At 44.4% G+C, this 23,947-nt stretch carries 15 protein-coding genes; 8 read left to right on the top strand and 7 right to left on the bottom strand.

Going from position 1 to position 23,947, the window contains the following annotated elements; all coding sequences use genetic code 11:
- Positions 1-117 precede the first annotated feature (117 nt).
- Entirely contained in the window at positions 118-1,008 is an 891-nt protein-coding gene (gene xerC / locus HZC34_04690) for a tyrosine recombinase XerC (GenBank protein ID MBI5701129.1), read from the bottom strand.
- A complete protein-coding gene (locus tag HZC34_04685; GenBank protein MBI5701128.1) occupies positions 998-1,426 on the bottom strand; it encodes a DUF882 domain-containing protein in 429 nt (142 codons plus the stop codon). The genes xerC and HZC34_04685 overlap by 11 nt, the downstream gene beginning before the upstream one ends.
- Before the next feature lie 94 nt (positions 1,427-1,520).
- On the opposite strand from HZC34_04685, the gene HZC34_04680 reads away from it, so the two are divergent.
- A complete protein-coding gene (locus HZC34_04680; GenBank protein ID MBI5701127.1) occupies positions 1,521-2,717 on the top strand; it encodes a methionine adenosyltransferase in 1,197 nt (398 codons plus the stop codon).
- On the opposite strand, the gene HZC34_04675 is transcribed toward HZC34_04680, so the two are convergent.
- Both HZC34_04675 and HZC34_04670 read right to left on the bottom strand, forming a co-directional pair.
- A complete protein-coding gene (locus HZC34_04675; GenBank protein MBI5701126.1) occupies positions 2,707-5,373 on the bottom strand; it encodes a hypothetical protein in 2,667 nt (888 codons plus the stop codon). The genes HZC34_04680 and HZC34_04675 overlap by 11 nt on opposite strands.
- A 4-nt stretch (positions 5,374-5,377) precedes the next feature.
- Positions 5,378-7,708, bottom strand: coding sequence for an AAA family ATPase (locus HZC34_04670; protein MBI5701125.1), 2,331 nt, complete (start codon positions 7,706-7,708; stop codon positions 5,378-5,380).
- Between the two features lie 64 nt (positions 7,709-7,772).
- On the opposite strand from HZC34_04670, the gene HZC34_04665 reads away from it, so the two are divergent.
- From HZC34_04665 to HZC34_04645, 5 genes are all read left to right on the top strand, one after another.
- The gene (locus tag HZC34_04665; protein MBI5701124.1) at positions 7,773-8,990 is read left to right on the top strand and encodes an S-layer homology domain-containing protein; all 1,218 of its coding nucleotides are present in this window, start codon (positions 7,773-7,775) and stop codon (positions 8,988-8,990) included.
- Between the two features lie 224 nt (positions 8,991-9,214).
- Complete coding sequence (locus tag HZC34_04660) at positions 9,215-10,777, top strand: S-layer homology domain-containing protein (GenBank protein ID MBI5701123.1); 1,563 nt, start codon at positions 9,215-9,217, stop codon at positions 10,775-10,777.
- Positions 10,777-11,316, top strand: a complete 540-nt coding sequence (locus HZC34_04655; GenBank protein ID MBI5701122.1) for a hypothetical protein — start codon at positions 10,777-10,779, stop codon at positions 11,314-11,316. The genes HZC34_04660 and HZC34_04655 overlap by 1 nt, the downstream gene beginning before the upstream one ends.
- Positions 11,317-11,319: 3 nt before the next feature.
- Positions 11,320-13,509 (top strand): HAMP domain-containing protein, encoded by a 2,190-nt coding sequence (locus tag HZC34_04650; GenBank protein ID MBI5701121.1) that lies wholly within the window; start codon positions 11,320-11,322, stop codon positions 13,507-13,509.
- A 176-nt stretch (positions 13,510-13,685) separates the two neighbouring features.
- Positions 13,686-15,026: an ATP-binding protein gene (locus HZC34_04645; protein MBI5701120.1), complete on the top strand. Its 1,341-nt coding sequence runs from the start codon at positions 13,686-13,688 to the stop codon at positions 15,024-15,026.
- A 15-nt stretch (positions 15,027-15,041) separates the two neighbouring features.
- Here HZC34_04645 and HZC34_04640 read toward each other — a convergent pair whose 3' ends face one another.
- Positions 15,042-15,236 (bottom strand): hypothetical protein, encoded by a 195-nt coding sequence (locus HZC34_04640; protein MBI5701119.1) that lies wholly within the window; start codon positions 15,234-15,236, stop codon positions 15,042-15,044.
- Between the two features lie 65 nt (positions 15,237-15,301).
- On the opposite strand from HZC34_04640, the gene HZC34_04635 reads away from it, so the two are divergent.
- Positions 15,302-17,773, top strand: coding sequence for an ATP-dependent Clp protease ATP-binding subunit (locus HZC34_04635; GenBank protein ID MBI5701118.1), 2,472 nt, complete (start codon positions 15,302-15,304; stop codon positions 17,771-17,773).
- Positions 17,770-19,116: a DNA repair protein RadA gene (gene radA / locus HZC34_04630; protein ID MBI5701117.1), complete on the top strand. Its 1,347-nt coding sequence runs from the start codon at positions 17,770-17,772 to the stop codon at positions 19,114-19,116. Before HZC34_04635 ends, radA begins: the two co-directional genes overlap by 4 nt.
- 1 nt (position 19,117) lies before the next feature.
- Here the strand turns inward: radA and HZC34_04625 are convergent, their stop codons facing one another.
- Positions 19,118-22,924 carry a hypothetical protein gene (locus HZC34_04625; GenBank protein MBI5701116.1) on the bottom strand — a complete coding sequence of 1,269 codons (3,807 nt, stop codon included), beginning with the start codon at positions 22,922-22,924 and terminating at the stop codon, positions 19,118-19,120.
- Between the two features lie 156 nt (positions 22,925-23,080).
- The gene (locus HZC34_04620) at positions 23,081-23,794 is read right to left on the bottom strand and encodes a 1-acyl-sn-glycerol-3-phosphate acyltransferase (protein ID MBI5701115.1); all 714 of its coding nucleotides are present in this window, start codon (positions 23,792-23,794) and stop codon (positions 23,081-23,083) included.
- Positions 23,795-23,947: the final 153 nt, after the last annotated feature.

Below are 23,947 nucleotides of genomic sequence, written 5' to 3'. Positions count from 1 at the left end.
GCGAATAAATTCGCGGTTACAATTGTTTTTATGCAAATGCGAGGAACCGAGACTTCGGTCTCAGGTTCCGAGCACAAAGGGCGGCTTTTACTCCATCTCATCAAACCAATTATATCATTAACGTTTGGCCCTGGGATGCGAAGAATTATATACGGATTTCATCCGCTCCTTGGTGATATGCGTGTATACTTGAGTTGTTGAAAGCGAAGCGTGTCCCAAAAGCTCCTGGACGGACCGCAGATCGGCGCCGCTGTCCAATAAATGCGTCGCAAACGAATGACGCAAAGTATGGGGTGTAACATTTTTATCGATCTTCGCGCGCTTTATCCACTTTTTTATAAGCCTTTCAATGCTCCTTTGCGTCAATCGTCCCCCGCCCCGGCCTAAGAAAACAGCCCTTGTTTCACCGGCCATTAATTTCGGCCTAGCTTCTTTTATATATGCCCTCAAAGCTTCAATGGCTTTACTGCCGATCAATGTTATCCTTTCTTTGGATCCTTTTCCCATGACCCTTACTTCGCCGGAAAAAAGATCGATATCCGAAAGATTAAGTTTTACGGCTTCCGAAACGCGGATACCGCTCCCGTACAATAATTCAATGATCGCCTTATCGCGAACATCATGGAATTCGGGTCCCGAAAAGACATTAAACAATTTATCTGTTTCATTCCTGTAAAGAAAATTCGGCAGTTTCTTTTCGAGTTTTGGGGTCGAAAGAAGCTTGAATGGATTTTCATTGATATATTTTTCCCTCATAAGCCAAGTGTAAAAAGATCTGCAAGCGGATATTTTTCTCGCAAGAGAACTTCTTTTGAATTTATTTTCTTCAAGATAATAAAGAAACCTTCTGGCATCATCGCGCTTCAACAAAAAAACAGACCTATCTTTCAAGAAACCCAGAAGATCGATCAAATCAATATTATAATTTTTAATAGTATACAGGGAATAATTTCTTTCGGCTTTTAGAGATTTGAGGTATGCTTCGACAGGTTCGAGATTAGAGGCCATAAAGGCTTCGTTTGTCGGAAGTCGGCAGGCTGTAAGTTTCCCCTTCTTTGATCCAGGTTTCTTTTTTTTCGATCGGTCTCGTATCGATATGGACAAAATTCTCTTTTGGATAAAAGCCTATCCCGTTCAATCCCGGAATTGTCTCAACAAATTTAAAAAGATCCTTTAGTTCAACGCCGTCGATCCTTATATGCGCGGCTTTGCCGTTTGTATGGTAGCTTCTTCGGCTGCGGTTCAAGCTCTCATAATATTTATCGCACCAATAAGCCGAGCCGACAAGGACTCTTTTATTAAAATGCTCGGCTATCATCTCAAGCGCCCCAACAAGCCCCAAGTGAATGCGGAACTCTTCGCCCTTGCAAAGGTCGCACGTGCACTTAAAATCTTCGTTGCTGAAGTGTTCGGATAAGTTGCCCATGAAGTGATTATATCCCGTAGTAATTGACAAATCAAATTTAATATAATATGATTATTTCAATATCTTGTCCGCTCGTAAGAGGGAGGAGTTAAAAATGGAAAAAAGATATCTTTTCACGTCCGAGTCCGTGACCGAAGGCCACCCCGATAAAGTCTGCGACCAAGTGTCCGATGCGATCCTCGATGCGATCATTGCGAAAGACCCCGTTGCCCGAGTTGCCGTTGAGACTCTTGTAACAAATGGTTTATGCGTTGTAGCGGGTGAGGTTACAACAGGATCATATGTCGAGATTCCCCAGATAGTTAGAGATACAATTAAGGAGATCGGATATACCCGCGCGAAATACGGTTTCGACTATGAAACATGCGGTGTTTTGGTTTCTCTAAAAGAACAAAGTAAGGATATCGCTCGCGGAGTTGATAAAGCGCTAGAGATCCGCGGCGGCGAAGTTATAAAAGAAGACCTTGAATCAATAGGAGCCGGAGATCAAGGATTGATGTTTGGATATGCTAATGACGAAACACCAGAGCTTATGCCTCTCCCAATTACCCTGTCCCATAGATTGGCTAAGAAACTGGCCGATGTCAGAAAAACAGGCGAACTTTCATATTTAAGGCCTGATGGAAAATCACAGGTTACCGTTGAGTATGACAAAGGGAGGCCTGTTAGGATCGATACGGTTTTGATCGCGGCGCAGCATGCCCCGGAAGTTGATGTCAAAAAAATAAGAGAAGAGATCATCGAGAGGGTTATCATCCCGATACTTCCTCAAAATTTGGTTGACGACAAGATCAAGTACTATGTAAACCCAACCGGACGTTTTGTTATCGGCGGCCCGCAAGGCGATACTGGTGTTACAGGGCGAAAGATCATTGTTGATACATATGGCGGTTACGCAAGACACGGCGGCGGAGCATTTTCCGGAAAAGACCCGACCAAAGTTGATCGTTCAGGTACTTATGCGGCAAGGTATGTGGCAAAAAATGTCGTAGCGGCAGGGCTTGCCACAAAGTGCGAAGTTCAGCTTGCATACGCGATAGGCGTTGCCAAACCGCTTTCTATCATGGTTGATACATTTGGCACGGGAAAGATATCTGAAGATAAAATAGCCGAATTGATCGACGCACATTTTGACTTGCGTGCGGGATTATTGATCAAGAGCTTGGACTTAAGAAAACCCCATTATAAGCAAGTCGCGGCGTACGGGCATTTTGGAAGGCCGGAACTGAACTTGCCTTGGGAAAGAACTGACAAGGCCGAAGCATTGAAAAAAGCGGCAGCTAAAATCTAAATTTTTGGGCTGAAAGATCGTGCCGGCCGTCGGCGCGATCTTCCCAGACTAATACGAATTCTTTATCATTCAACGGGGCTAATTGGGGGGTTCTCCCTCCGTTTTGCGTCCCATCAATTAATATCCCGCCATCTTTTAATATCTTTTCTCCGGATAAACTGAATGCCTGCAGATATATATTATATTTATTTTGATTCCTGTAATCTTCCCAAGCTGTTAATATTTTATCCGAATATCGCGCGACATCGTGAGAGTACTGGGTGCCCGGGAGCCTGCAAACAGGAATGCCATCAGGATTGGCCCCTATCCTTCCCTGGCCATCCAATGACTGCGCGTAAATATCCCAATCGCTGAACCTAAAATCTTCCCATGCAATAAAACTTTCTCCGGGATTTGTCGGAACAATTTTTGGCTGTTGCTGAGCCCCACCTTCCTGGCAGACAGGAACCCCGTCTTTTATCCACAAAACTTGTCCATCTTTATTGACCCTTTGCGCGTAAATATCATAATTGCCGCCGCCCTTATCCGTCCATGTGATTATTGCTCCGCCTTTCCCATCGTCAATGATCGCGGGATCCCTTTGGGAATCTGGAGCTTGGCATATAGGAATGCCGTCTTCTTCCCATTTTGTATTTAACGACAGATCGATCTTTTGGGCGTAAATATCGGAATTCCTGTCGCCCGCCCTATAATCGGTCCAAGTTATGATCAATGATCTAGGGGAAATGCGCGGATCGCCTTGATTCCCATTCCCAGCAGAAACAAGTTTCCCGTTTTTTGAGAGCAAAGAATTATCTTTAAAGCTTATCCTTTGGGCATAAATATCGTCTTCGTTCAAATTGCTTCTATCATCAACAAATACAACAATTGCGCCATTTTTTTGATCGGTTATAATTCTTGGTTTTTTCTGCCCAAGTGTTATGGCCCACGGGGTAAGCCTTGCTCCATGGCTTATTTGCGCTTCTCCTTTTTCATTGAAATGTTGAAAATAGATCATAGGCTGTGCTTCCCTAAAATCTTCCCAGACAATATAAGCTCCGCCTTTATGGTCGGGAACAACATCGGGGTCAACCTGCATGGTTTTTAATGCTCCGACTGGGACCGCATTTTTTCCCCAAAGCAATTTCCCTGAAGGCCCTATCTTTTGGGCGTATACATTTAGCTGTCCGGACCTTTTGTCCTCAAAAACGGCAAAAATATTATTTTTATTGTCGGCTCTCGCCCGCATATTCTGCCTCATAACGGATCCTATCGCATTATTGACGATCATTCCGTGGTCGCCAAATTCTCTTCCTCCGGAATTGGTCAGTTTTTGGGCATATATATCAAAATTGCCGTGTTTATCGTCTTGATATAAAATGAGCGCGGACATATCGGATGAGAGATCAATATCCGCCGATCGCGCGTTATGCTGGCCCAATGATATCGGCATCCCATTGTCGCTAAATTGCGGGACAGTATCTTCATTATATTCCTGTATAAATAATTGGCGGCCGTTCCCCCGAAGGTCTTCCCAAACAACGGTTAATTTTGCGGTCCCGAATATTTTAGGATCCTCCTGCGCGCCGCCTATCCTCGCGACCGGCAGTCCCTCGTCGCCAAGCAATAGCGTCCCGTCGCTTGATATCTTTTGCATATAGATGTCCGGATCTCCCGCATTCGAATCGCTCCAGGCAAGGATCGCATTATTATTGTTGTCTTTTCCAATATCGAAAGCTCCGGGCTTCAAAAAGACTTTTGAGGCCTTGACCCCTAATTCGCCAAAGGTTTGACGGCCGAACGGATCCATATTTTGAACATATATTCCGACCTCATCAGCCCCATTTTCAGACCATGCGATGTACGCGCCGGAAAGGCCATTTTGGACTATTTTTGGATTTTCCTGGTTTCCCGGTTTTTTACAAACAGCAATGCCATTTATGGGCCAAAGGGCTTTTCCCGAAGGATCCAAATGCTGGGCGTAAATATCAAAATCTCCCGACCTCCTGTCGGCCCAAACTATGATAGCCCCGCCCGACCCGTCTTGAACGATCTTCTGCGACCATTGTGTCCCGCGCAGAGTACAAACAGGGGCTCCGTTTTCTCCCCAAAGTTTTTCACCGTTCGGGCTTACTTTTTGCGCATATATGTCTTCTTCTTTTGAACGATAGTCAACCCAAGAAATAATAACCCCGCCGTCTTGGGCCAAGATCATTTCAGGAAATACCTGATATTCGGTTGTTCCGCATATCCTTATCCCATTCTGGGGGAAAATGGAGTTCCCGTTAAGATCGATCTTTTGCAAATATACATTAAAAGTATTGCTTCTATTGTCTTGCCAAACGATATATGCTTCATTTGAATTATTGGATAAAATTTGCGGATAAAGATGCTCGCATTTAAGATTGGTTGCGGGCGACCCTTTTTTATCCCAGAGGAGATTGCCGCTTTCATTTATCTTTTGCAGGTATAGCCCCGAATTGCCCGACCGAAAATCCTCAAAAACAACGGCATATTCGGAACTTCCGATCTTAGCGACCTTTGGATGCTGTTGGACGGTATTACCTGGGGTACTGTTTATTGTGATCCCTTTTTCGCCCCATTGCGGCGCAGGCATATTTGCGGCAAGAGCTGGAGATAAAAAAATTAAAAATAATACGCCTAATGCAAAGCGCATTGGATCACGCTGCCTTTTCAAGCTTCATCGATAGGACTCTCGATACTCCGGGTTCTTCCATCGTTATCCCATAGATCGTATCTGCAACGGCCATTGTACGTTTATTGTGGGTAATAACAATGATCTGGGAAGCCTCGGCATATTTTTTTAGATATCCCGCAAACCGGCCGACATTCGCGTCATCTAACGCGGCATCCACTTCGTCAAGGATACATATTGGGGATGGGGATGTTTTCAATATCGCAAAGAGCAAAGCGATCGCCGTCAAAGATCTCTCCCCGCCAGAAAGCAGGGACAAATGCAGCCATTTGCGGTTCCTTGGCCTGACGGATATTTCGATCCCGGCATCAAGCGCGTCTTTATCTTTTTCGATCTCGATCTTTGCCTCGCCGCCTTCGAAAAGCTCGGAAAATACCTGCGAAAAATTCGCGGCCAAGGCCTCCATGCTTTTTATGAAATCCTCCCGCGCTTTTAGATCAAGCTCCGTGATCAAGGTTTTGAGGTTTTCGCGGGCTAAAACGATGTCTTGATGCTGCGATTCGACGAAAGAATTCCTTTCTTTGCATTTTTCAAATTCGTCGATCGCAAGCAGATTGACCGGCTCAAGCTCCCTTAAGCGATATTTCAAACTCTCGATCTCTTTTTTGCTTTTTGATACGTTCGGGCTTTCGTCTTGGAATTGGAGAAGCTCGTCATATGTTAGACCATATTCGACTCTTATGTGCGACTCGATCTGCGCAAGCTCCGAATCGATTTTCGCCAAAAATATCTCCTGCTTGATCAGGTCGGATGTCCCGTCATTGGAAACGGCCCCGCCATACGACGCCTTTTCCAATTCCTCAAGTTTTAGCGATGCCTGTTCCCGGGACAGCCTTAGCTCTTCCAGCTTCTTTAATCCATTGTTCCTTTTTTCTACAAGCTCGGCCGCTATTTGGCCCATTGGCGTTTTGATGAATTCTTCCGTCGCAAGCTCAAGTTCTTTTAGGCTTGCCTCGGCAAGCTTGATCGCGCCTTTGAGTTCCTCAAGCTTTTTGGCCTTGAAAATATTTTCTTTCTTTCGAGCTTCCATCTCTTCGTCTATATGGGATTTTTCGATGTTAAGCAATTTATTGAACTGTTCGGCTTGGCTGCTCGAATTCAGGTACTCATGAGTTTTTCCGAACGCGGATCTCAAGATCTCTTTCAATTTTTGCGAAATATCGATCGTAAGCCTGATCGTTTCCTTGAAATCCCCGAATTCTGACAGGCTGCCTTTAGCTAGGTCTTTGCTTTTTTCAATAAGATCGGTCTTCTTCAGTTCCAGAAGCCTGATATCTTCTGAAATTTTCCCTATTTCATAAACTAAAAACCGTTCTTCTTCTTTTATGTCCCTAAGCTTGCCTTTTTCCGAATAAAGATATCTTTCTTTTTCGAGGACCAAATTGCCGCGTTCTTCTTCGATCTGGTCTTTGGCCCTATCGGTTTCTAAAAGCGTTTGATCGATTAATCTTTCAATTTCGCGCAATTGCTGGGCCAATAAAGCCTTCTCTTCGAATATTTTTTTTCTCTGGTCTTCTTTTTCCTGGTTTGATCTTTTTATCTTTTCAAGTTCGGACGATACCTGGCCCTTTCTTTCCAAAAGCTGTTTAGCCTGCTTTTTAAAAGTTGCAAGCTCTAACGACTTAAGCTGTTCTTGTATGCCTTTATATTCGCTGGCGGTCTTTGCCTGGGACTCAAGTGAGATCAATTGTTCGGATATTTCAACTTTAAGGTCGGATATCCGCAGCAAATTCTGCTCGGACATGATAAGCTTTTTTTCGGCTTCTACTTTTCTTGTTTTATATTTGCTGATGCCCGCAACTTCTTCAAATATCGCGCGCCTATCCTCGGGTTTTGACGATAACACGGCGTCGACGTTGCCTTGGCTCATGATCGATATCGACTGGGTTGACAATCCCGAATCCAAGAAAAGATCGCGGATATCCTTGAGCCTGCAAATTTGGCTGTTGATCGAAAATTCGCTTTCTCCGTCGCGAAATGTCCGCCGTTTGATGGAAACTTCGGAATAATCTATTGGAAGGGCATGGTTTGAATTATCGAAAGAAAGAGAAACTTCGGCGAGTGAAAGAGGCTTTCTGGAGTCGGTCCCCGCAAAAACAACCTCTGGGAGCGCATGGACCCTAAGCTCTCGAATGTTGCCCTCGCCCAAGGCGAACCTGAACGCGTCAACAATATTGCTTTTTCCGCAGCCGTTCGGGCCCACGACAGCCGTAATGCCCGTTTGAGAATCAAAAACAAGTTCTTCCTTGTCCGCAAAAGTCTTGAATCCTTTCAAAGCCAAAGATTTTAAATACATTTTTTAGATTATATCACACATCGGGGCTTGCCTGCCCGCCTCTGGCGGGTTAAAATAAACTCAAATGCGAAAATCCCTGTCTATGCATGCCGCTTTTATTATTTTTTTGGCATTGGCATGCGCATCAAGCGCGCAAGTGCTCTCTTCCTTATCCCCAAAAGACAGAACGATCACATCCTTAAGCGTGCTTATATTAAAAGGCGAAGGACCAAAATTATCGGCGGCAAGAGTGAACGGCATATCGATCGGCGCAGAAAAAAATTCGTTCACCTGCGGGCTTGTCCTTGCGCCGGGCAAAAATTTTTCAAAAATTGAAGCATGGGACAAATGGGACAATTACCAAATATTTACCCGCAAAATACTGCGGATCATAACTTATCCGGACGTGGAGGTTTACTTCAATTATAAGACCCACTGGGCAAGGAATTCGATCGTCACGCTTTCAACACTTGGAATAATAGAGGGGTTTCCCGATGGTAACTTTTATTTGAACAAGAGCTTGACGCGAGGGGAACTTGCGTCTTGGATCTGCAGGGCTGAAGGGTATAAAACAAGCATCCCGCTAAAAGACGTCTCAAACGACGTCCCGAAAGAACATTGGAGGGCCCCGTTCATAAAAGAAATAATTGACCGGAAAATAATGCTTCCGGATGCAAGCGGGAATTTCGGAGTAGACCTTCCGATCGCTAGAAGCGAAGCCGCCATGGCCTCGCTAAATGCGGAGGGAGCAACCTTTGAAAAAGAGATCGTCTCGGTGTTCTACGATGTCCCAAAGGATTATCCTTATTATTCGCAAATTACAAACGCCAAGGAAAAAGGCCTCATCCGCGGGATATCTTGGAAGACCGCTATCTTTGAGCCGGAACGCGAGATCACAAGGGCGGAAGCGGCGGTCCTGCTCACAAGGTTCCCCAAGGTCAAGGGCCGGCAAAGATGGCTGCTAAATTTCAATGAAGGGTATTCAAATTATTGCAAAATTAATACTCCGCCAAAAATCAAAAATATAGCCGTTGTTCCGGATTCAATCGCGCTAAACGGCGGAACGCCTGTAATATTAGAGGTAAAGATCGAGGACAGGGAGGCAGATATATTGAATGTATTGGCCGATATTTCATCTTTTGGCGGGCCGCAGGACGCCGAAATGTCTTCTGACGGCGGGGTCTATACTTTGCAATTCGCCGGATCGCCTGAATCGACCGGGGAAAAAATGATCACCGTGACTGCAACCGATAAATTGGGCTGGCAGGGAAAGGAACATATAAAAGTTTTGGTGACAAAGTGAAAAACCCGAAATCCGAAACCATAAACACTAAACAATATCTAATAACCAAAATTCTAAATTTTAAACAGGTTTTGGGTTTTGATATTAGAATTTTAAATTTGTTTAAAATTTCGATATTAGGATTTAGCATTTGTTCCGTATTATTTTTCCCAGTAAGCGCCACCACCCTCTCTGATTTCAACTACCCTCCTTTTTATTTAAACATCGGATCACGGCCTCAGGCCATGGGAAATGCATTTGCTGGCCAATCAAATGACCAAAATTCAAGCTTTTACAATCCGGGAGGGTTGCCTTGGTCCAAGGGCGTCATGGTTTTTGGAAAAAGTTTGCCAAATAATATTGCCGCCGCCCAGGCATATCCTACCGGCTTTGGCGCAACTTATGGCATAGCGATCGTCCAAACAAGCATCCAAAGCATTGAGGCAGCAGCGTCAACAAAACGGGCGGATGTTTCAAACAGCATGCTTATCCTTTCCGCCTCGAGCAAGATTGCGGCGCTGCCGATACTGAATATGATCCCCGACTCGCAGAATATCGGCATTGGCGCAAACCTGAAATATATTTTCGGCGAAACATTGATGGTTAGCGGGGAATTCGATAAGACAGGTTCAGGAATCGAGATGGACCTTGGCGGAATGTATAAATTCTTGCCTTGGGCATCGGTCGGGCTTTCTGCATTAAACATCCTGCCTCAATCAAGCGCTATTGGGGCGATCCGCTGGAATACCGGCGAAATCGATGGCGCAGGGACAATAATAAATACAGGCATCAGCGCAAAACTGGTCGGCGACGCAAGGTCGCCGATCTATGTTGAAGGGAACGAAGCAACGATAAATATCGACTCCCGCAGTCAAAGGGGGACGTTAGGCACAAGTTCCATTGGTTTGGAATGGGGCTTCAGGGGATTTTTGTTTTTGCGCGCGGGCCTTGCGGAGCTTGGATCATCAAATGATACATCAAGCCTAGGCCTTGGAATGCGCGCCTTTGGATGGGGATTGGACCTATCGTCGTTTGTCGGACGCTTCGCGAATTCGAGAATCGTTTCGCTTTCAATAATATACGACCCGGAAGAATGGATATTTGAAAAGAAAACTGAAAAAACCGAAGAAAAAACAATTGAAATAAAAGACCCTGCGATAATTTCATTTCCATCCGATGAGGCGGAAACATATGATGACAGGATAAAAATTGCGGGGAACGCAAAGCCTGGAGTCGAGGTCAAGATCAATAATCAGCCGGCATTTATCGAAACCAATGGCAATTTCGAAGCCCAATTACCGTTAAACCCTGGGAAAAACCTGATATTAATAGATATCAAATACGGAAATACCATTTCAAAGATATCAAAAAAGGTATTAAGAAAAGCTAAGATCGTTATTTCTGAAGAAAAGAAGCTTGAAGAAGCCCTGAAAAAAGCTGCGACAGCCGATGAACAGGCAAAAATAAAAAAAGACATCAAGCTTGTCCTTGAAAGGAAGCGGAAAGTAGAGGCCTTGGCGACTTTGGGCGTGGTTGAGGTTGTCCCTGACTCCGAATTCAAGCTTGAAGCCCTTGTAACAAGAGGGGAGCTTTCAAGCTGGCTTGTGAAAGCGGCAGGGCTTCCGCTTCCGAGAGTTACAGCGCCTATTTTCATTGACGTCCCCGAAACCCATCCGTACGCCCCATACATCAAAGTATCGGTTCAATACGGCCTAATGGCCGCAATTGGCGACAAATTCATGCCTGACGCGGCGGTAAGCAAAACCGAAGCCGAAGAAATATTTAAAAAATTCGGCGCAATACGCTAATGAAAAAAATAATACTTATATTGATAATTTTCGGCTGGTGGGCGGCGCCTGCATTTGCCGATGAAGCGTTAACCAAAGGCGAGGCGATATCGCGCCTTTCTGCGACGGATTTTATCAAGAATAAAATTGGCGACCTATTTTCCTGGACGATCGGATATGACCTTAGCCGCGTAAACAGGATCAAGCTGGTCCCAAACATCAAATATATCAAGGCGATACCAAGAAGCATCCCTCCTGACGGGAGATCGGTGCTTGAAATTTCAGCCGGAGTGGAAGATCCGATGGGCCTGCCTAATCTTTCAGGCGTGCGAGCAGACCTAAGCTCCATCGGAAGGCTTTCAAACACAATCCTGGTCGACAACGGGCTTTGGGGCGACAGGGTCGCAAATGATGGGATATATTCGCTGCAATCAAATATCGACCCGTCCGTCCAAGTGGGGAACAAAGAAATCCCCGTCGCGGCCGCCAATAAGCAAGGGTGGCTTGCGGTCACGAAAACAACTATAATAGTTAGAAGCCCTTCCGAGGAGGCAAAATAATAAATGCTCTCGACCGTCGCGATAATAAGTATTTTCGCTGAAATATTTGCTTGCGGGATTTTATTGTCCGGCGCTTTTGCATTTATAAAAAGATTTTTGCGGGGCCGGCAGAATAAAGACCTAGTATTATCCCTCTTGTTCTTGTCGTTCTTTGCATTCGTGGGCCTAATGCTTGCGTCAGAACTCTTGTACAACCTGGGAAAACCCATTGAAAATATCATTTTCCTCCAAAAATTGATCGCTTTTGACCTTGTGACAGGGTCATTCCTCGTGTTCTTGTTCATCAAGACAAAATTCGAGGTCCCTTATATGGACTGGTTCATCTTGGCGTATGTTGCGGCATCGGCTGCGGCAATATACAGGCTCGGCACATCTTCAGTAAATCTAGTTTATAGTTTTTCAGTGGTCGAGCCGATTGTTACGTTCTCCAACCCCTCCCCTTACCGATCAATCTGGATGCTGTCCTGGGCCGTTCTTTTTGTTTTTTCCGCTTATCGCTACCTTAAGAACGCCGGACCAAGACCGCTGCTTTTTTGCGATGCTTTCGCGTCGCTGCTTTTTATAAGCTCGTATTTGAGCACCATTTCTTATTCGGTGTCAAGCAGCGGGAATTTTCTTCTTGCTTCTTGGGTTATGACATTGATCGGGGCGCTATTCTTAATACTAGCCGAAATAATCCCGGAAACATCAGACCTTGCAAAAAATCCTTTCAACTTTTTCAGGAGCAGGCTATTGTTTAAGTTAATTTTCATCTTCGTCCTTCTCATCGTCATTTTGTTCGAGGCAACAACGCTTGCAACGCTTACATTAAGCAAACAAGCCCTGCAGAGCTCGATTTTCTCAAGTTACAAAGAGGCGGCGCTTGGCATTTCGCAGAGGATACAGAACTCCCAAGAATTTAACATAGCAAGCGCTGATAAGATAATAAGAGAGACCCGCGTCGGCCGGGCAGGAATAGCATACGTCGTATCAAAAGACGGCATATTATTGGCGCATCCGGATCCTGCATACGCGGGGGCGCGCCCGGACCTTTCAAAATTGGAGCAAGTGCGCTTAGCCCTATCGGGCAAGACAGGCTTCGGGCAATTCAAGCCTGACGAATGGAACGAGATAAAAGTAGGAGCATATTCGCCTGTCAAAAAATTTGGAGGGGCGGTCATTGTTGAAGAACCCCTTGTAAGCGCATATTATGAAATGCGGCAGCTTGAAACAAACTCTCTCCTTTTTGTGATCGCAGGGATACTGCTTACGGTTTTAACGGGGCTTTTCTTGGCCCAAAGCATTGAAGTGCCGATACATAAATTAAATTTGGGAACGGAAGAGATTTCGCACGGGAATTTGAACCATCGGATAAATATCGATTCAATAGATGAGATCGGCAAGCTTGCCGCAGCCTTCAATAAGATGACCCATGACCTCAAAGAAAGCCAGGATCGCCTGATATTATCGGAAAAATTGGCGTCTCTTGGGACTATGGCCGCGGGAATGGCGCATGAAATAAAAAATCCTTTGGTATCATTGAGAATTTTTTCGCAGCTTCTGGAGCAGAAATGGGAGGATAAAGAATTCCGCGATAAATTCGCCCAGATCGTCCCGACCGAGATAGAGCGGATCAACAAGATCGCCGAAAGCCTACTTAAGTTCGGTCGCCCCATGAAGCCCGAGATGGGCAGGGTCGACGTCAACTCGATAATCGAAGAGATCTTGATCCTATTTGAAAGCGAAGCAAAAAAGAATGGGATAAGGATCACAAAAAAATTCGCGGGCATCCCCGAGGTCTCGGGAGATATGCAGCAATTATCCCAAGCTTTCGTGAACATTATTTTGAACGGCATCCAAGCGATGGAGAAAGGCGGGGAACTTATCATAAAAACTGATATCGGGGAAGTTGTCCACCTGGGACAGATAAAACAGGGGATTGTAAAAGAAGACGGGACAGTTGTATGGGGTGAAGAAGAAAAGGACAAAGAGCCGATAAAAGTTGTTTTCATTGAGATCACAGATACAGGCCCGGGAATTACCCGGGATCACTTAAAATCATTGTTTGACCCGTTTTTCACAACAAAGGCCAAAGGCACTGGGATGGGGCTTCCAATAACATTGAGAATAATCGAGGAGCATAAAGGATCGATAAAAGTTAAAAGCGAAGTGGGAAAAGGGACGACCTTTTTGATTACGTTGCCGCAGCAATGAATTCATTCTCGATGACAATAGATTGAGACCGGTTAGCAACTCAGAAACCAGCGAACCCGCCTGCCGGCAGGCAGGGTTCACTCGCAGGTTCCTAACCAGTCTCAGATTGATTGTTCTTGTGTTTTAACCATTTATGGTGTATAATTACCCCTGATTATATCCAATAGGCGTATATTATGAAAAGAAATATTGAAAAAGAGCTTATTAAATGGAAAAATCAAGCCGAAAGATACCCCCTCATTATCATGGGCGCCAGGCAGGTTGGAAAAAGTTACCTTATAGAACAATTTGGCAAAGAAAATTTTAAGCATCTTGTTACGGTAAATTTTGAGCTGCAGCCAAATTTAAAACAGTGTTTTAATGAATTGGAGCCCGGAGAAATACTCAATAAATTGAAAATGCAGCTTGGCGTTCCAATTGACGAAGAAAACACCCTTTTATTCTTTGATGAAATACAAGAATGCCCGCAAGCGATAATGTCTTTAAGGTATTTCAAAGAAAAGATGCCTAAGCTTGCGGTCATATCGGCTGGTTCACTGCTTGAATTTGCGTTAAACAGCAAAGATTTTAAAATGCCTGTCGGAAGGATACATTTTCTGTATCTTGATCCTTTGTCTTTTGGGGAATTTTTAGAGGCATTGGGAAATAGCCAACTATGCCAATATACGGCAAATCTGAATGTAACGGATCATACAGATGAAATCGCCCACGATAAACTTCTTGAACTTGTGCGCCGCTATATGCTGCTTGGCGGAATGCCCGCAGTGTTAAGGGAATATTTCAGCAATAAGGATATGGCGGAATGCCAGAACATACAAAGTTCTCTCATCCAGACTTATCGCTCTGACTTCGGGAAATATTCAAATCGCGCCCAGCATAAACACCTATTGAAAGTAATGGATATGGCACCGCGGCTGGCAGGAAAAAAAATTAAATATTCGGAGATCGATGCGGAAAGCAAGTCTAGAGAATTAAAAAATGCAATAGAATTGTTGGCCTTATCGGGAATAATCAAGCCGATCTACCGAACAAAAGCTTCAGGATTGCCTTTGGGCGCGGAAATAACAGAAAAAATATTCAGGCTTAATTTTCTTGATGTCGGATTGATGCAAAATATATGCGGCATATCCGCCCAATTGGCCATTGAGCAGGACATTATGCAGATAAACTCGGGTGCGATCGCCGAACAGTTTGTTGGGCAGGAATTAACCGCGTATGGGGACAAACATAAGCCAAGCCAATTGTTTTTTTGGATAAGAGATAAAAAAGGCAGCATGGCGGAGATCGATTATGTGATCGATGTTGACGCCAAGATACTGCCTGTTGAAGTAAAATCCGGCAAGGCAGGAAAATTAAAATCTTTGAGATTATTCATGAAGGAGAAAGGTTTGCGCTTTGGGATCCGCATCTCGCAGGAAAAGCTGTCATATTATGACGGCATACTTTCGATCCCGCTTTATTTGATCGAGCATTTGCCAAGACTTGCAAGAAGCATTATGCTGACGAAGGGCATATGAGGACGATCTTCTTTATTACACTACCTCTATAAACTTATTAAGAAGGATATTCGCAAAAGTTTCTGATTGTCCCGCTTGATCGATCTTCTTATCTACATCTGCAAGCCTGACTTTTGGATCAGGCGAAACATATTTGTCATTTGGGCCGATCGTAATATTCCCGCCGGTTTTATATAGAACTATTGGATTTTTTATGCCGCCTACTTCCATAACGCGCCTCAATTGATTTATCGCATTTCCTTGCGGAAAACTTGCATGAATGGTATACTTTCCTCATGTTTGAACGTTTTGCGGAGCGGGCGATCCGCGTTATCATGGCCGCGCAGGAAGAAGCAAGGCGGCTGTCATCCAATGAAGTTTATCCCGAACATCTGCTTCTCGGAATGCTTAGGGAAAGGGAACCCCTTGTAATCAAAATGCTTGAGCATCTTGCGGTATCGCCATCCCAGATCAAAGAAAGCCTCGAAAATTTGATCAAGCCCGAACCCGGACCTCATTTAGTCGAGATCCCATTCTCGCAAGCCGTTAAAAAAGTGATCGAACTGTCCTGGGAAGAAGCAAGGACCTTGGGCCACAGCTACATCGGGGTCGAACATTTATTTCTTGCTGTATTAAGGGAAGGAAAAAGCGGCGCTTCAAGGGTCTTGTCCGAGTTCAACATTACGCCAACTTCCGCTAAAAGCAAGATCGTTTCCCTGATGGCCGAAGAAACAGTGCAGTCGAAAAAAATCCACGCAAGGAGCAACACCCCGATACTCGACAGCTTCAGCCGCGACCTGACAAAGCTATCGCGCGAAAGAAAGCTTGATCCAGTGATCGGGAGGCAAAAAGAGATCGAGCGCGTGATACAGACCCTTTCGCGCCGTAAAAAAAATAATCCTGTGCTTTTAGGCGATGCGGGGGTCGGGAAAACCGCGATCGTCGAGGGATTGGCGCAAAGGATAATTTCATCAGATGTTCCCCCTCCCCTTCTTGACAAAAGGGTCATTACTCTTGATATGGGGCTTTTGATCTCTGGGACCAGGTACAGGGGCGAATTCGAGGAAAGGCTAAAAAAGATCATGGATGAGGTTTTGCGGTCGGGCAAAGTGATCCTTTTTATCGATGAAATACATACATTAATCGGCGCAGGCGCCGCCGAAGGCGCAATGGATGCGGCAAATATCCTAAAGCCCGCATTAGCCCGCGGAGAGCTCCAATGCATAGGAGCTACAACTCTTGACGAATACCGCAAAAAGATCGAATCCGACCCTGCTCTCGAGCGCAGGTTCCAATCTGTAATTGTCGAACAGCCGACGGTCCAAGAAACAATCGAGATATTAAAAGGCTTGAGAAGCCGCTATGAAGATTTCCACAAAGTAAGGATTACAGATGATGCTTTGGTCTCGGCGGCAAGGCTTTCTGACAGGTATATATCCGAAAGGCACCTCCCTGACAAAGCAATAGACCTGATCGATGAGGCCGCGTCAAAAATTATGCTCAAATCAACCATCGCGCCTCCTGAACTCTTGGAATTGAACAAACAGATCGAAGAACTGAAGTCAAAAAAAGATACTGCCGTTTCAAACCAGGAATTTGAAGCCGCGGCGCAATTTAGGGACAAAGAAGACGAGTTAAGGGTCAAATACGAGGAAACCGCGAAGAAAGTTGCTGGCATCCCGTACGACAGGTTCCCGATCGTTGACTCAAATACGATAGCGGAAATCGTATCCTCATGGACGCGCGTGCCCGTAACACAGCTTACGGCAGAAGAGACGGAACGCTTGCTTAAAATGGAAGAAACCCTAAAAACGCATCTTGTGGGCCAAGAAGAAGCGATAACTGCGGTTTCAAAATCGATCCGCAGGGCGAGGGCCGGCCTTAAAAACCCGAATCGTCCGATCGGCTCATTTATTTTCTTGGGCCCATCGGGTGTTGGAAAAACGGAACTCGCAAAGCGTTTGGCCGAATTTTTGTTCGGCGACGTTGATGCAATGATAAGGATCGATATGTCGGAATATCTTGAATCTCACACAGTTTCAAGGCTTTTAGGCTCGCCTCCGGGTTATGTCGGCTTTGGAGAAGGAGGGCAACTGACCGAGCCTGTCAGGCGCAAGCCCCATTCGGTAGTATTGTTCGATGAAATTGAAAAAGCGCACCAGGATGTAATGAACACGCTTCTGCAAATATTAGATGACGGGGCCGCAACCGATGCCCAAGGAAGAAAAGTTGATTTCAAAAATACTGTTATCATCATGACTTCCAACGTTGGCGCAGAATTATTCCGAAAAGAAACCTCAATTGGATTTATGACGCGTACTGATGCGCAAGCAAGCTATGAAAAAACAAAAAAACTTGTATTGGAACAGCTAACAAAACAATTTAAGCCCGAATTCTTGAACAGGGTCGATGAAACCGTTGTTTTCAAGCCGCTGTCAAAAGATGAGCTCACAACGATAATTGACATTATGATCAAAGACTTAAACGATAGGATAAAAGAAAAAGAAATGTCCATTACTATTTCAAAGAAAGCCAAAGATTTTCTAGTAGGCCGTGGTTTTGACCCGAAATATGGAGCAAGGCCGCTGCGCAGAACGATCGAAGATTTTATCGAAGATCCCCTATCAGAGGAAGTGTTGAGAGGAAAAATAAAATTCGGGTCGACGATCAAAGGCGACCTCAAAGAAGACAAATTAATATTTACGGCAAAAAAAACAGCCTCGCCGCAGAAATCTGCCCCTGTTGAATCTTTGATCGTTTCAAAATGAAAACCGAGACAAAGTTCTTCTGTAAAGAATGCGGAAATGATTTCCCGAAATGGTCCGGACAGTGCCCGTCATGTAATGCGTGGAATTCTTTTACGGAAGAAAGAACAATAAATTCTAAGCACGAAACACGAAACAATCTCAAAATACAAAATTCTAAACCCATTTCGATATCAGATATCGATTTCAAGAAAGAAGATAGGATAACTTCAGGTATAGAAGAATTTGATAGGGTTCTTGGAGGAGGAATCGTTCCTGGAGCGGCAATTCTTGTCGGCGGAGATCCCGGGATCGGAAAATCGACCCTCATGCTTCAAGTCGCGAATTCCGTTAAGAACACCCTCTATGTAACAGGGGAAGAATCCACGAAACAATTGAGGCTTAGGGCAGAAAGATTGAGAACATTATCTGAAACTCTCAAAGTCCTTGCCGAAACAAGCCTGCACGCAATTGAAAATATTATTACAGAAGTTAAGCCAAGTTTGGTCATCATCGATTCGATCCAAACAATGTTCCGTGAAGACATTGAATCCGCGGCAGGTTCCGTTTCACAAGTCAGGGAATGCGCGGCATATATTGTACAAATTGCCAAAACCACGCATATCCCGGTCTTCATCGTAGGCCATGTCACAAAAGAAGGGAATATCGCGGGCCCGAGATTGCTCGAACACATAGTTGATACCGTTTTATATTTTGAAGGCGAACAGCATAAGCAATTTAGAATCCTTCGCGCGGTAAAAAACCGTTTTGGATCGATCTCCGAGGTCGGGATTTTTGAAATGAAGGATAACGGATTAAAAGTCGTAACAAACCCGTCCGAGATATTCCTATCCGAGAGACCCAAAGGCCAAAGCGGGTCGGCTGTAACCGCTATAATTGAAGGAAGCCGCCCTCTTCTTGTTGAAATCCAGGCTCTAACCGCGTTTACAAAGATGGCAAACCCAAGGCGAACGGCATCGGGCATCGATTATAACCGTGCAATGCTCATATTGGCAATACTTGAAAAAAGAGCGAGCTTTAAACTTTCCGAACTTGATGTTTTTGTAAATATTGCTGGCGGGATACACGCTTCCGAGCCGGCGCTCGATCTCCCGATCGCTATGGCCGTTGCATCAAGTTATAAAAATAGGCCGCTGATCGATGAAACAATAATTATCGGCGAATTGGGGCTTGCGGGGGAAGTTCGCGCCGTAAATCATATTGATCAAAGGATAACAGAAGCCGAAAAGCTTGGATTTAAAAATATAATTCTCCCTAAAGGAAATTTAAAACAAATAAAAAAGTCAAAGATGAATATTATCGGGGTAGAAACTATTTCTGAAGCTCTAAAAGCATCGATTGGATGATTTACGGGATTTCTCTTATTACGGCCTGGTACCACGCTGAAAGAAGCTCTTTCGCCCTTACCGGATCGGAGGCCTCAAGTTTTCTGTAATAATCGCCATCCAACTTTCTTAGCCTTTCTGTCGGCAAAAGCTCGGCATCAATATGCAATAATGCGAAATCAGATATGGGAAATCCTATTTCTCTTCGAAGTTCTCTTATAAAATAATCTGCGGCGTTCTCTCTCGTCCAAAGTTTATCCTCTGAAAATTCGACGATCGCTCTTAATAGGTCGATAGCTCTTGCGATCAGAATCCTTTGTTCAAGCGTTCCTTCCCGCCATTTCTTATCCAATTCCGGCATGGCCAATTCCTTTTTCCCTATCTCTTCTCTTGCTCCCCCGATCATTTCTGCAAAAGAAGGGATAGCAAGCGTTGCGCCGATTCGTGATGCTTCAACAGGAATTCCGCACATTTTTCCATCGCCTAATGCGACAATAGCTTCTGGCCATCTATGCGGCATTATTTTAACTCTGCTTCCCGATGCTATCCAACCATGGGAAAGAGCTGTCGGTATTCCTGCCATACGCATTAAATTTAGCGCAAAAACAGACATTTCAGCGCAGACCCCGCCCCCAAGCTGGATAATAAGTTTTAGGTTATCGCATGCTTCGCATTCTCCCGCTTCCGCTTTCCTTTTCAATTCCGCAAACAAGATCTTTTCGACCTTCGTTTCCGCTCGATGGTATTTTATTCTTTTGTGACTTAGTACGTATCCTTGAATATGCTTGATCGCCTGCGCAACCTTCATGCTTTGGGTTTCCGCAACGACTTTTTTCCATTCTTCCGCAATTTCTGGAGCGATATTTTCTAATTGTTCGGCCGTTGGCGCCGATGTTAGTTTTGCGCCAAGCTCTTTGCCGTATAATTGCGTTATTTGCTTTCTGAATTCCGAGAGTTTCATTGATAAAACTTTTGAAGCTCCGGCAGGAAGTTTGTCTCCGTTTACGAAAAAAGAAATTTCTTTCTTATTTGCTTTTACGACTGATCCGCCTGCAGGGATTGGAATGAAATCCTCTTTTCTAAGTTTGTTCGCCAATTTTCCTTTAATTTCCATCTCTCCTGTTTCAACAAGTTGATCGATCGATAAGCTTTCGACCGCTTTATAAGATGCGTGGCCAGGATCATACGCAACAGCAAGTCCGCTCCTATAATATCGGCTCCTGCCGGATGGCGCGGGAGATAGGGTCATCCATACTCTTTCATCGTCATCTGATCTGTCTTCATCAAAAGCAGAGATTGGAGATAATATTCGTTCGTTTGCCAAATTAGGCATACTAGGGACGCGAGCGACCATTCTTTTTAAAGAAGAATCCAGTTTCCCTGCAAGGTGTTTTTTTTCTTGGGCTTTTTCGGCTTCTAGCTTTTGTACGATTGCATAAAGTCTTCTTGTGATTGAAAGAGATAGTCCGTTTTTACATAAATGCGTGACTACGGCAGAATATTGTTCGGCATCTCGCAACTCTTTGATTCTACTTCCTATTTCATCATGCAAAATCCTATACTTGCTAAATTCATCAATATAACCTTCGGCATTTTCATCATCCTTGATCAGCTCAAGCATTTTAATTGATGAGAATCGACCTCTCATGTCGCCATTCTGCATATAGTATTTTATTTCCATTAATTCTTCAGCCAGTTCCCAGTTTTTCGATCTGTTTGCAAGTGCAATAGATTCTGCAACAACAGAGTCAAAAATTACCAATATTTCTTCCCATCCATTGCACAAAGCCTGTTTATAACATACAAAGCTTTCCCATTTTGCAGTAAAAGTGCTTGATCTTAGTTTATCCAATACTTCTTGCGGAGCAGGGGTTGTAATGTCTATTTCCTTTTCCCCAGCAACCCTGCCTGCAATTTTAATTTCCCTCTTTTTTCTCCTGTCTTCTTGCATGGCGGCAATCACATGGACAATCATATCCGCCCCCTCTTTCCCTTCCGCGTCGATCACGACCCCCGCAGTTTTTAATAGAATGGTTTTCATCTGGTCTTGTTGCAAGAGCGCCATGCTGTTCGCTATCAATCTTGCGATATTATCTCTTGCTCTAAATTTGAATCTTCCAATTTTTACGGTCGGGTGAGGGACGACAAGTTCTGCTGCCGTGAAAACTGGGATAAGTTCGACCCCAAAGTTCCTAAATGTCCTGCAAAGTTTGGTCAACCCTTCTTGGCTTGCTTCGCTAAACGAAGTCAAGACAAATATTTCAGATCCTTTTGGCATATTTTTGCGGACAAGGTCTTGGTCTAATATCGATACTAATCCATCTGTTTGCCCATCCTCATGATACGAGTCGATCGCCCGTAAAATTCGTTCAATCTGCATGGCCTCATGGGATGGGCCGATGTATACTTTTTTCTTGCCTATGACTAACCCGACAGAGTCCCCTCTTTGAAAAGCCATTTGGCTTATTGTTCCGGCTATTAAACTTGCTTTTTCTTTCCTGTCAGCTCCTTCAACCGACCTCGGATCCACAACGATCATAACTTTGTTGCGCCCTTGCACCCTATAGAGGCGTTCGACAACCATCCCTTCGCCCGAAACTTCGGGAAGCCGCGCTGTTGCCCCCCAGTCAATCGCCCTTGAATTTGCTTGCGACATTTGGACTGTTCGCAAGTCGACAATGTCCCATCCCGCATTTGTGGATTTTTTCCCGCACCTGCTCCCGCGGTTCCCGTCCCCGCACTTGTTTTCCAATGCACCTTGATGGTATTTTTCTCTGCATACAGCCCTTATAAGCCCTGCTTTTTCTCTTATCGGATCTAGAGATGGGACAAAAGGCGGTTCATTTAAGTTTGTTCTAGTGGGATAATTATTTAAGAATTGATTTAGCATAATAATAAATTGTTTATGTTGAGTCTCTTGATGCTCCCAATAGTCCAAAGTATCCAGGTCCCCGGATTTCACATGCACTTCTATCATTTCTTTTAATTTTTGCTCTTTGCATTCTAAGAATGAATGGGGCGCGCACACTCTTAAGCTTGAACCCATAGAAATTAGATAACTGTCCATGATTCTTCTTACTTCATCGCTATGGCAAAGCGCCGACATATCATCTATTGATAATCCGTATTGCTTCCGGGGCAGGGATGCTTCTATATGTTTTAGTGCTTTTGTCCCGCCGATTTTTCCAAGGCTGTCGATTATATCGTAAGGTAAAACACCAAGCGTGAGGTCGTCCAACTTAATGATCAAGTCTACAACTCTTTCATCGCGAGTCCTTCCCAGTTCTTCTATAAGAAATCTGGCATTGTCGAAGTTTGATCGTTTTTCAAAAAGCTCGCGAAGGATGTCTAATCCCCTTATGTCTCCCATCCTTAGAAGTTCTGCGCCCGCAATAGCTTTTTCTCCAAACATTCTCCCTTGTGAATCCTTATTATTTGCGAAGCTTAATGCCGCTTCATGCGCTTCTCTTCCGCCAACATCGGCAAGCGTTCTAAGGACAGAAAGCCTCGTCTGATAATGGTCTGTCGCCGAGTTGAACACTCCAGAGGAGAACAGTACTGATGAAATATATCCAAAGGCTAAGTTTTTATCGTCTACATTCCCAAATCTTCCAATAATACGCGCAATAGGAGTACCATCCTCGTGATTTTTCCTCCAGTTAAAGAGATTCTTTGCATACCGTATGATGCTTGCTCTGGTTTGTTCGGGTATTGGGATCGGCGGCATAGTATATGGCTGTGCTTGAGAAGCAGTTTTTGCCCTGCTTTGCGAATGCAGTGAGGCAGGCATTGCGCTTAAAACTCTTTGCGGTCCGCTCGTAGTAACCATTATATATATATATCGTTAAAAACAGGGACGGATTTCAGCTATAAATAACTGCGTTACGTAGAATGGCTAAAAAGAACCCTTTGAGACTGGTTAGGAACCGCGAGCCGTGCCTACCGGCAGGCAGGGTTCACTCGCAGGTTCCTAACTAGTCTCCCTTTATCGCAAAAGCATCGATTGGATAACTTCACGCAATTCTTTATTCGCAAGATCATGGTTCCCTTCAAACTTTTTAAGAGATATCGGCTTACCGATCTTCATTTTGACGGGTGCCGGATTCAACAACAAGCTTTTTTTGGGGAGTATATTATAACTGCCATTAATTGCAATTGGAACAACTCGAACCTTGGCTTTAAACGCAAGTATAAGGCTTCCTCTTTTGAATTCCTGCAAATTCCCATCGGGGCTTCTTGTCCCCTCGGGGAATATCATAATATGGTCGCCGTTTTTTAGGTTTTCGCTGCCGTTTTTTATGAAATCCGCCGCCCCTTTTCTTGTTCCGCGGTCAACGCCGACATATTTGGCCTGCCTAAGGTACCATCCAAAAATTGGCACGGAAAAAAGTTCTTTTTTAATGATAAAAGCAAAGTTTACAGGAAGAAACGCAAGCAAAATAAGGATATCGGCAGCCCCTTGGTGGTTTGAAGCAAAGATCACTGCTTCATCTTTTGGAATATTCTCAAGCCCCGAAACTTCAGCCGGTATTCCGCTGACATATGCAAGAAAGCTAGCCCATATGCGGCCTGTTTTTTGGAATATTTTATATCTATCTTTTGGAGATGAGAACATCGCAAGAATAATTGCAAGAAAAGTCCCGACAAAAAACGATGCTACGAGCGCGAAATAGAAGATTATTGATCTAACCAATCTCATGATAAAAGGATAACATAAAATTTCATGCCCAAAAAGTGAAATTTTCAATTTATATGTCGGATAAACTAATACGGTGCATATATGCAATACCCTCTCAAAAAAGAGCTCGGGGGAAGACTTTTCAAACTCATCGGATTATCAGAAATTCTTGGA

Source organism: Candidatus Saganbacteria bacterium (assembly GCA_016223245.1).
Classification (GTDB): Bacteria; Margulisbacteria; WOR-1; order XYC2-FULL-46-14; family XYC2-FULL-37-10; genus JACRPL01.
Note: the sequence above shows the minus strand (reverse complement) of the source record. Positions and strands in the feature narration are given on the sequence as shown.

What these genes read in the sequence shown, in the direction of transcription:
- radA (MBI5701117.1), top strand. Translation starts at nt 17,770, where the DNA reads ATGAAAACCGAGACAAAGTTCTTCTGTAAAGAATGCGGAAATGATTTC.
- HZC34_04640 (MBI5701119.1), bottom strand. Translation starts at nt 15,236, where the DNA reads ATGGAAGTAGGCGGCATAAAAAATCCAATAGTTCTATATAAAACCGGC.
- HZC34_04675 (MBI5701126.1), bottom strand. Translation starts at nt 5,373, where the DNA reads ATGCGCTTTGCATTAGGCGTATTATTTTTAATTTTTTTATCTCCAGCT.
- HZC34_04670 (MBI5701125.1), bottom strand. Translation starts at nt 7,708, where the DNA reads ATGTATTTAAAATCTTTGGCTTTGAAAGGATTCAAGACTTTTGCGGAC.
- HZC34_04650 (MBI5701121.1), top strand. Translation starts at nt 11,320, where the DNA reads ATGCTCTCGACCGTCGCGATAATAAGTATTTTCGCTGAAATATTTGCT.
- HZC34_04625 (MBI5701116.1), bottom strand. Translation starts at nt 22,924, where the DNA reads ATGGTTACTACGAGCGGACCGCAAAGAGTTTTAAGCGCAATGCCTGCC.
- HZC34_04680 (MBI5701127.1), top strand. Translation starts at nt 1,521, where the DNA reads ATGGAAAAAAGATATCTTTTCACGTCCGAGTCCGTGACCGAAGGCCAC.
- xerC (MBI5701129.1), bottom strand. Translation starts at nt 1,008, where the DNA reads ATGGCCTCTAATCTCGAACCTGTCGAAGCATACCTCAAATCTCTAAAA.
- HZC34_04645 (MBI5701120.1), top strand. Translation starts at nt 13,686, where the DNA reads ATGAAAAGAAATATTGAAAAAGAGCTTATTAAATGGAAAAATCAAGCC.
- HZC34_04660 (MBI5701123.1), top strand. Translation starts at nt 9,215, where the DNA reads ATGGGAAATGCATTTGCTGGCCAATCAAATGACCAAAATTCAAGCTTT.
- HZC34_04620 (MBI5701115.1), bottom strand. Translation starts at nt 23,794, where the DNA reads ATGAGATTGGTTAGATCAATAATCTTCTATTTCGCGCTCGTAGCATCG.
- HZC34_04685 (MBI5701128.1), bottom strand. Translation starts at nt 1,426, where the DNA reads ATGGGCAACTTATCCGAACACTTCAGCAACGAAGATTTTAAGTGCACG.
- HZC34_04635 (MBI5701118.1), top strand. Translation starts at nt 15,302, where the DNA reads ATGTTTGAACGTTTTGCGGAGCGGGCGATCCGCGTTATCATGGCCGCG.
- HZC34_04665 (MBI5701124.1), top strand. Translation starts at nt 7,773, where the DNA reads ATGCGAAAATCCCTGTCTATGCATGCCGCTTTTATTATTTTTTTGGCA.
- HZC34_04655 (MBI5701122.1), top strand. Translation starts at nt 10,777, where the DNA reads ATGAAAAAAATAATACTTATATTGATAATTTTCGGCTGGTGGGCGGCG.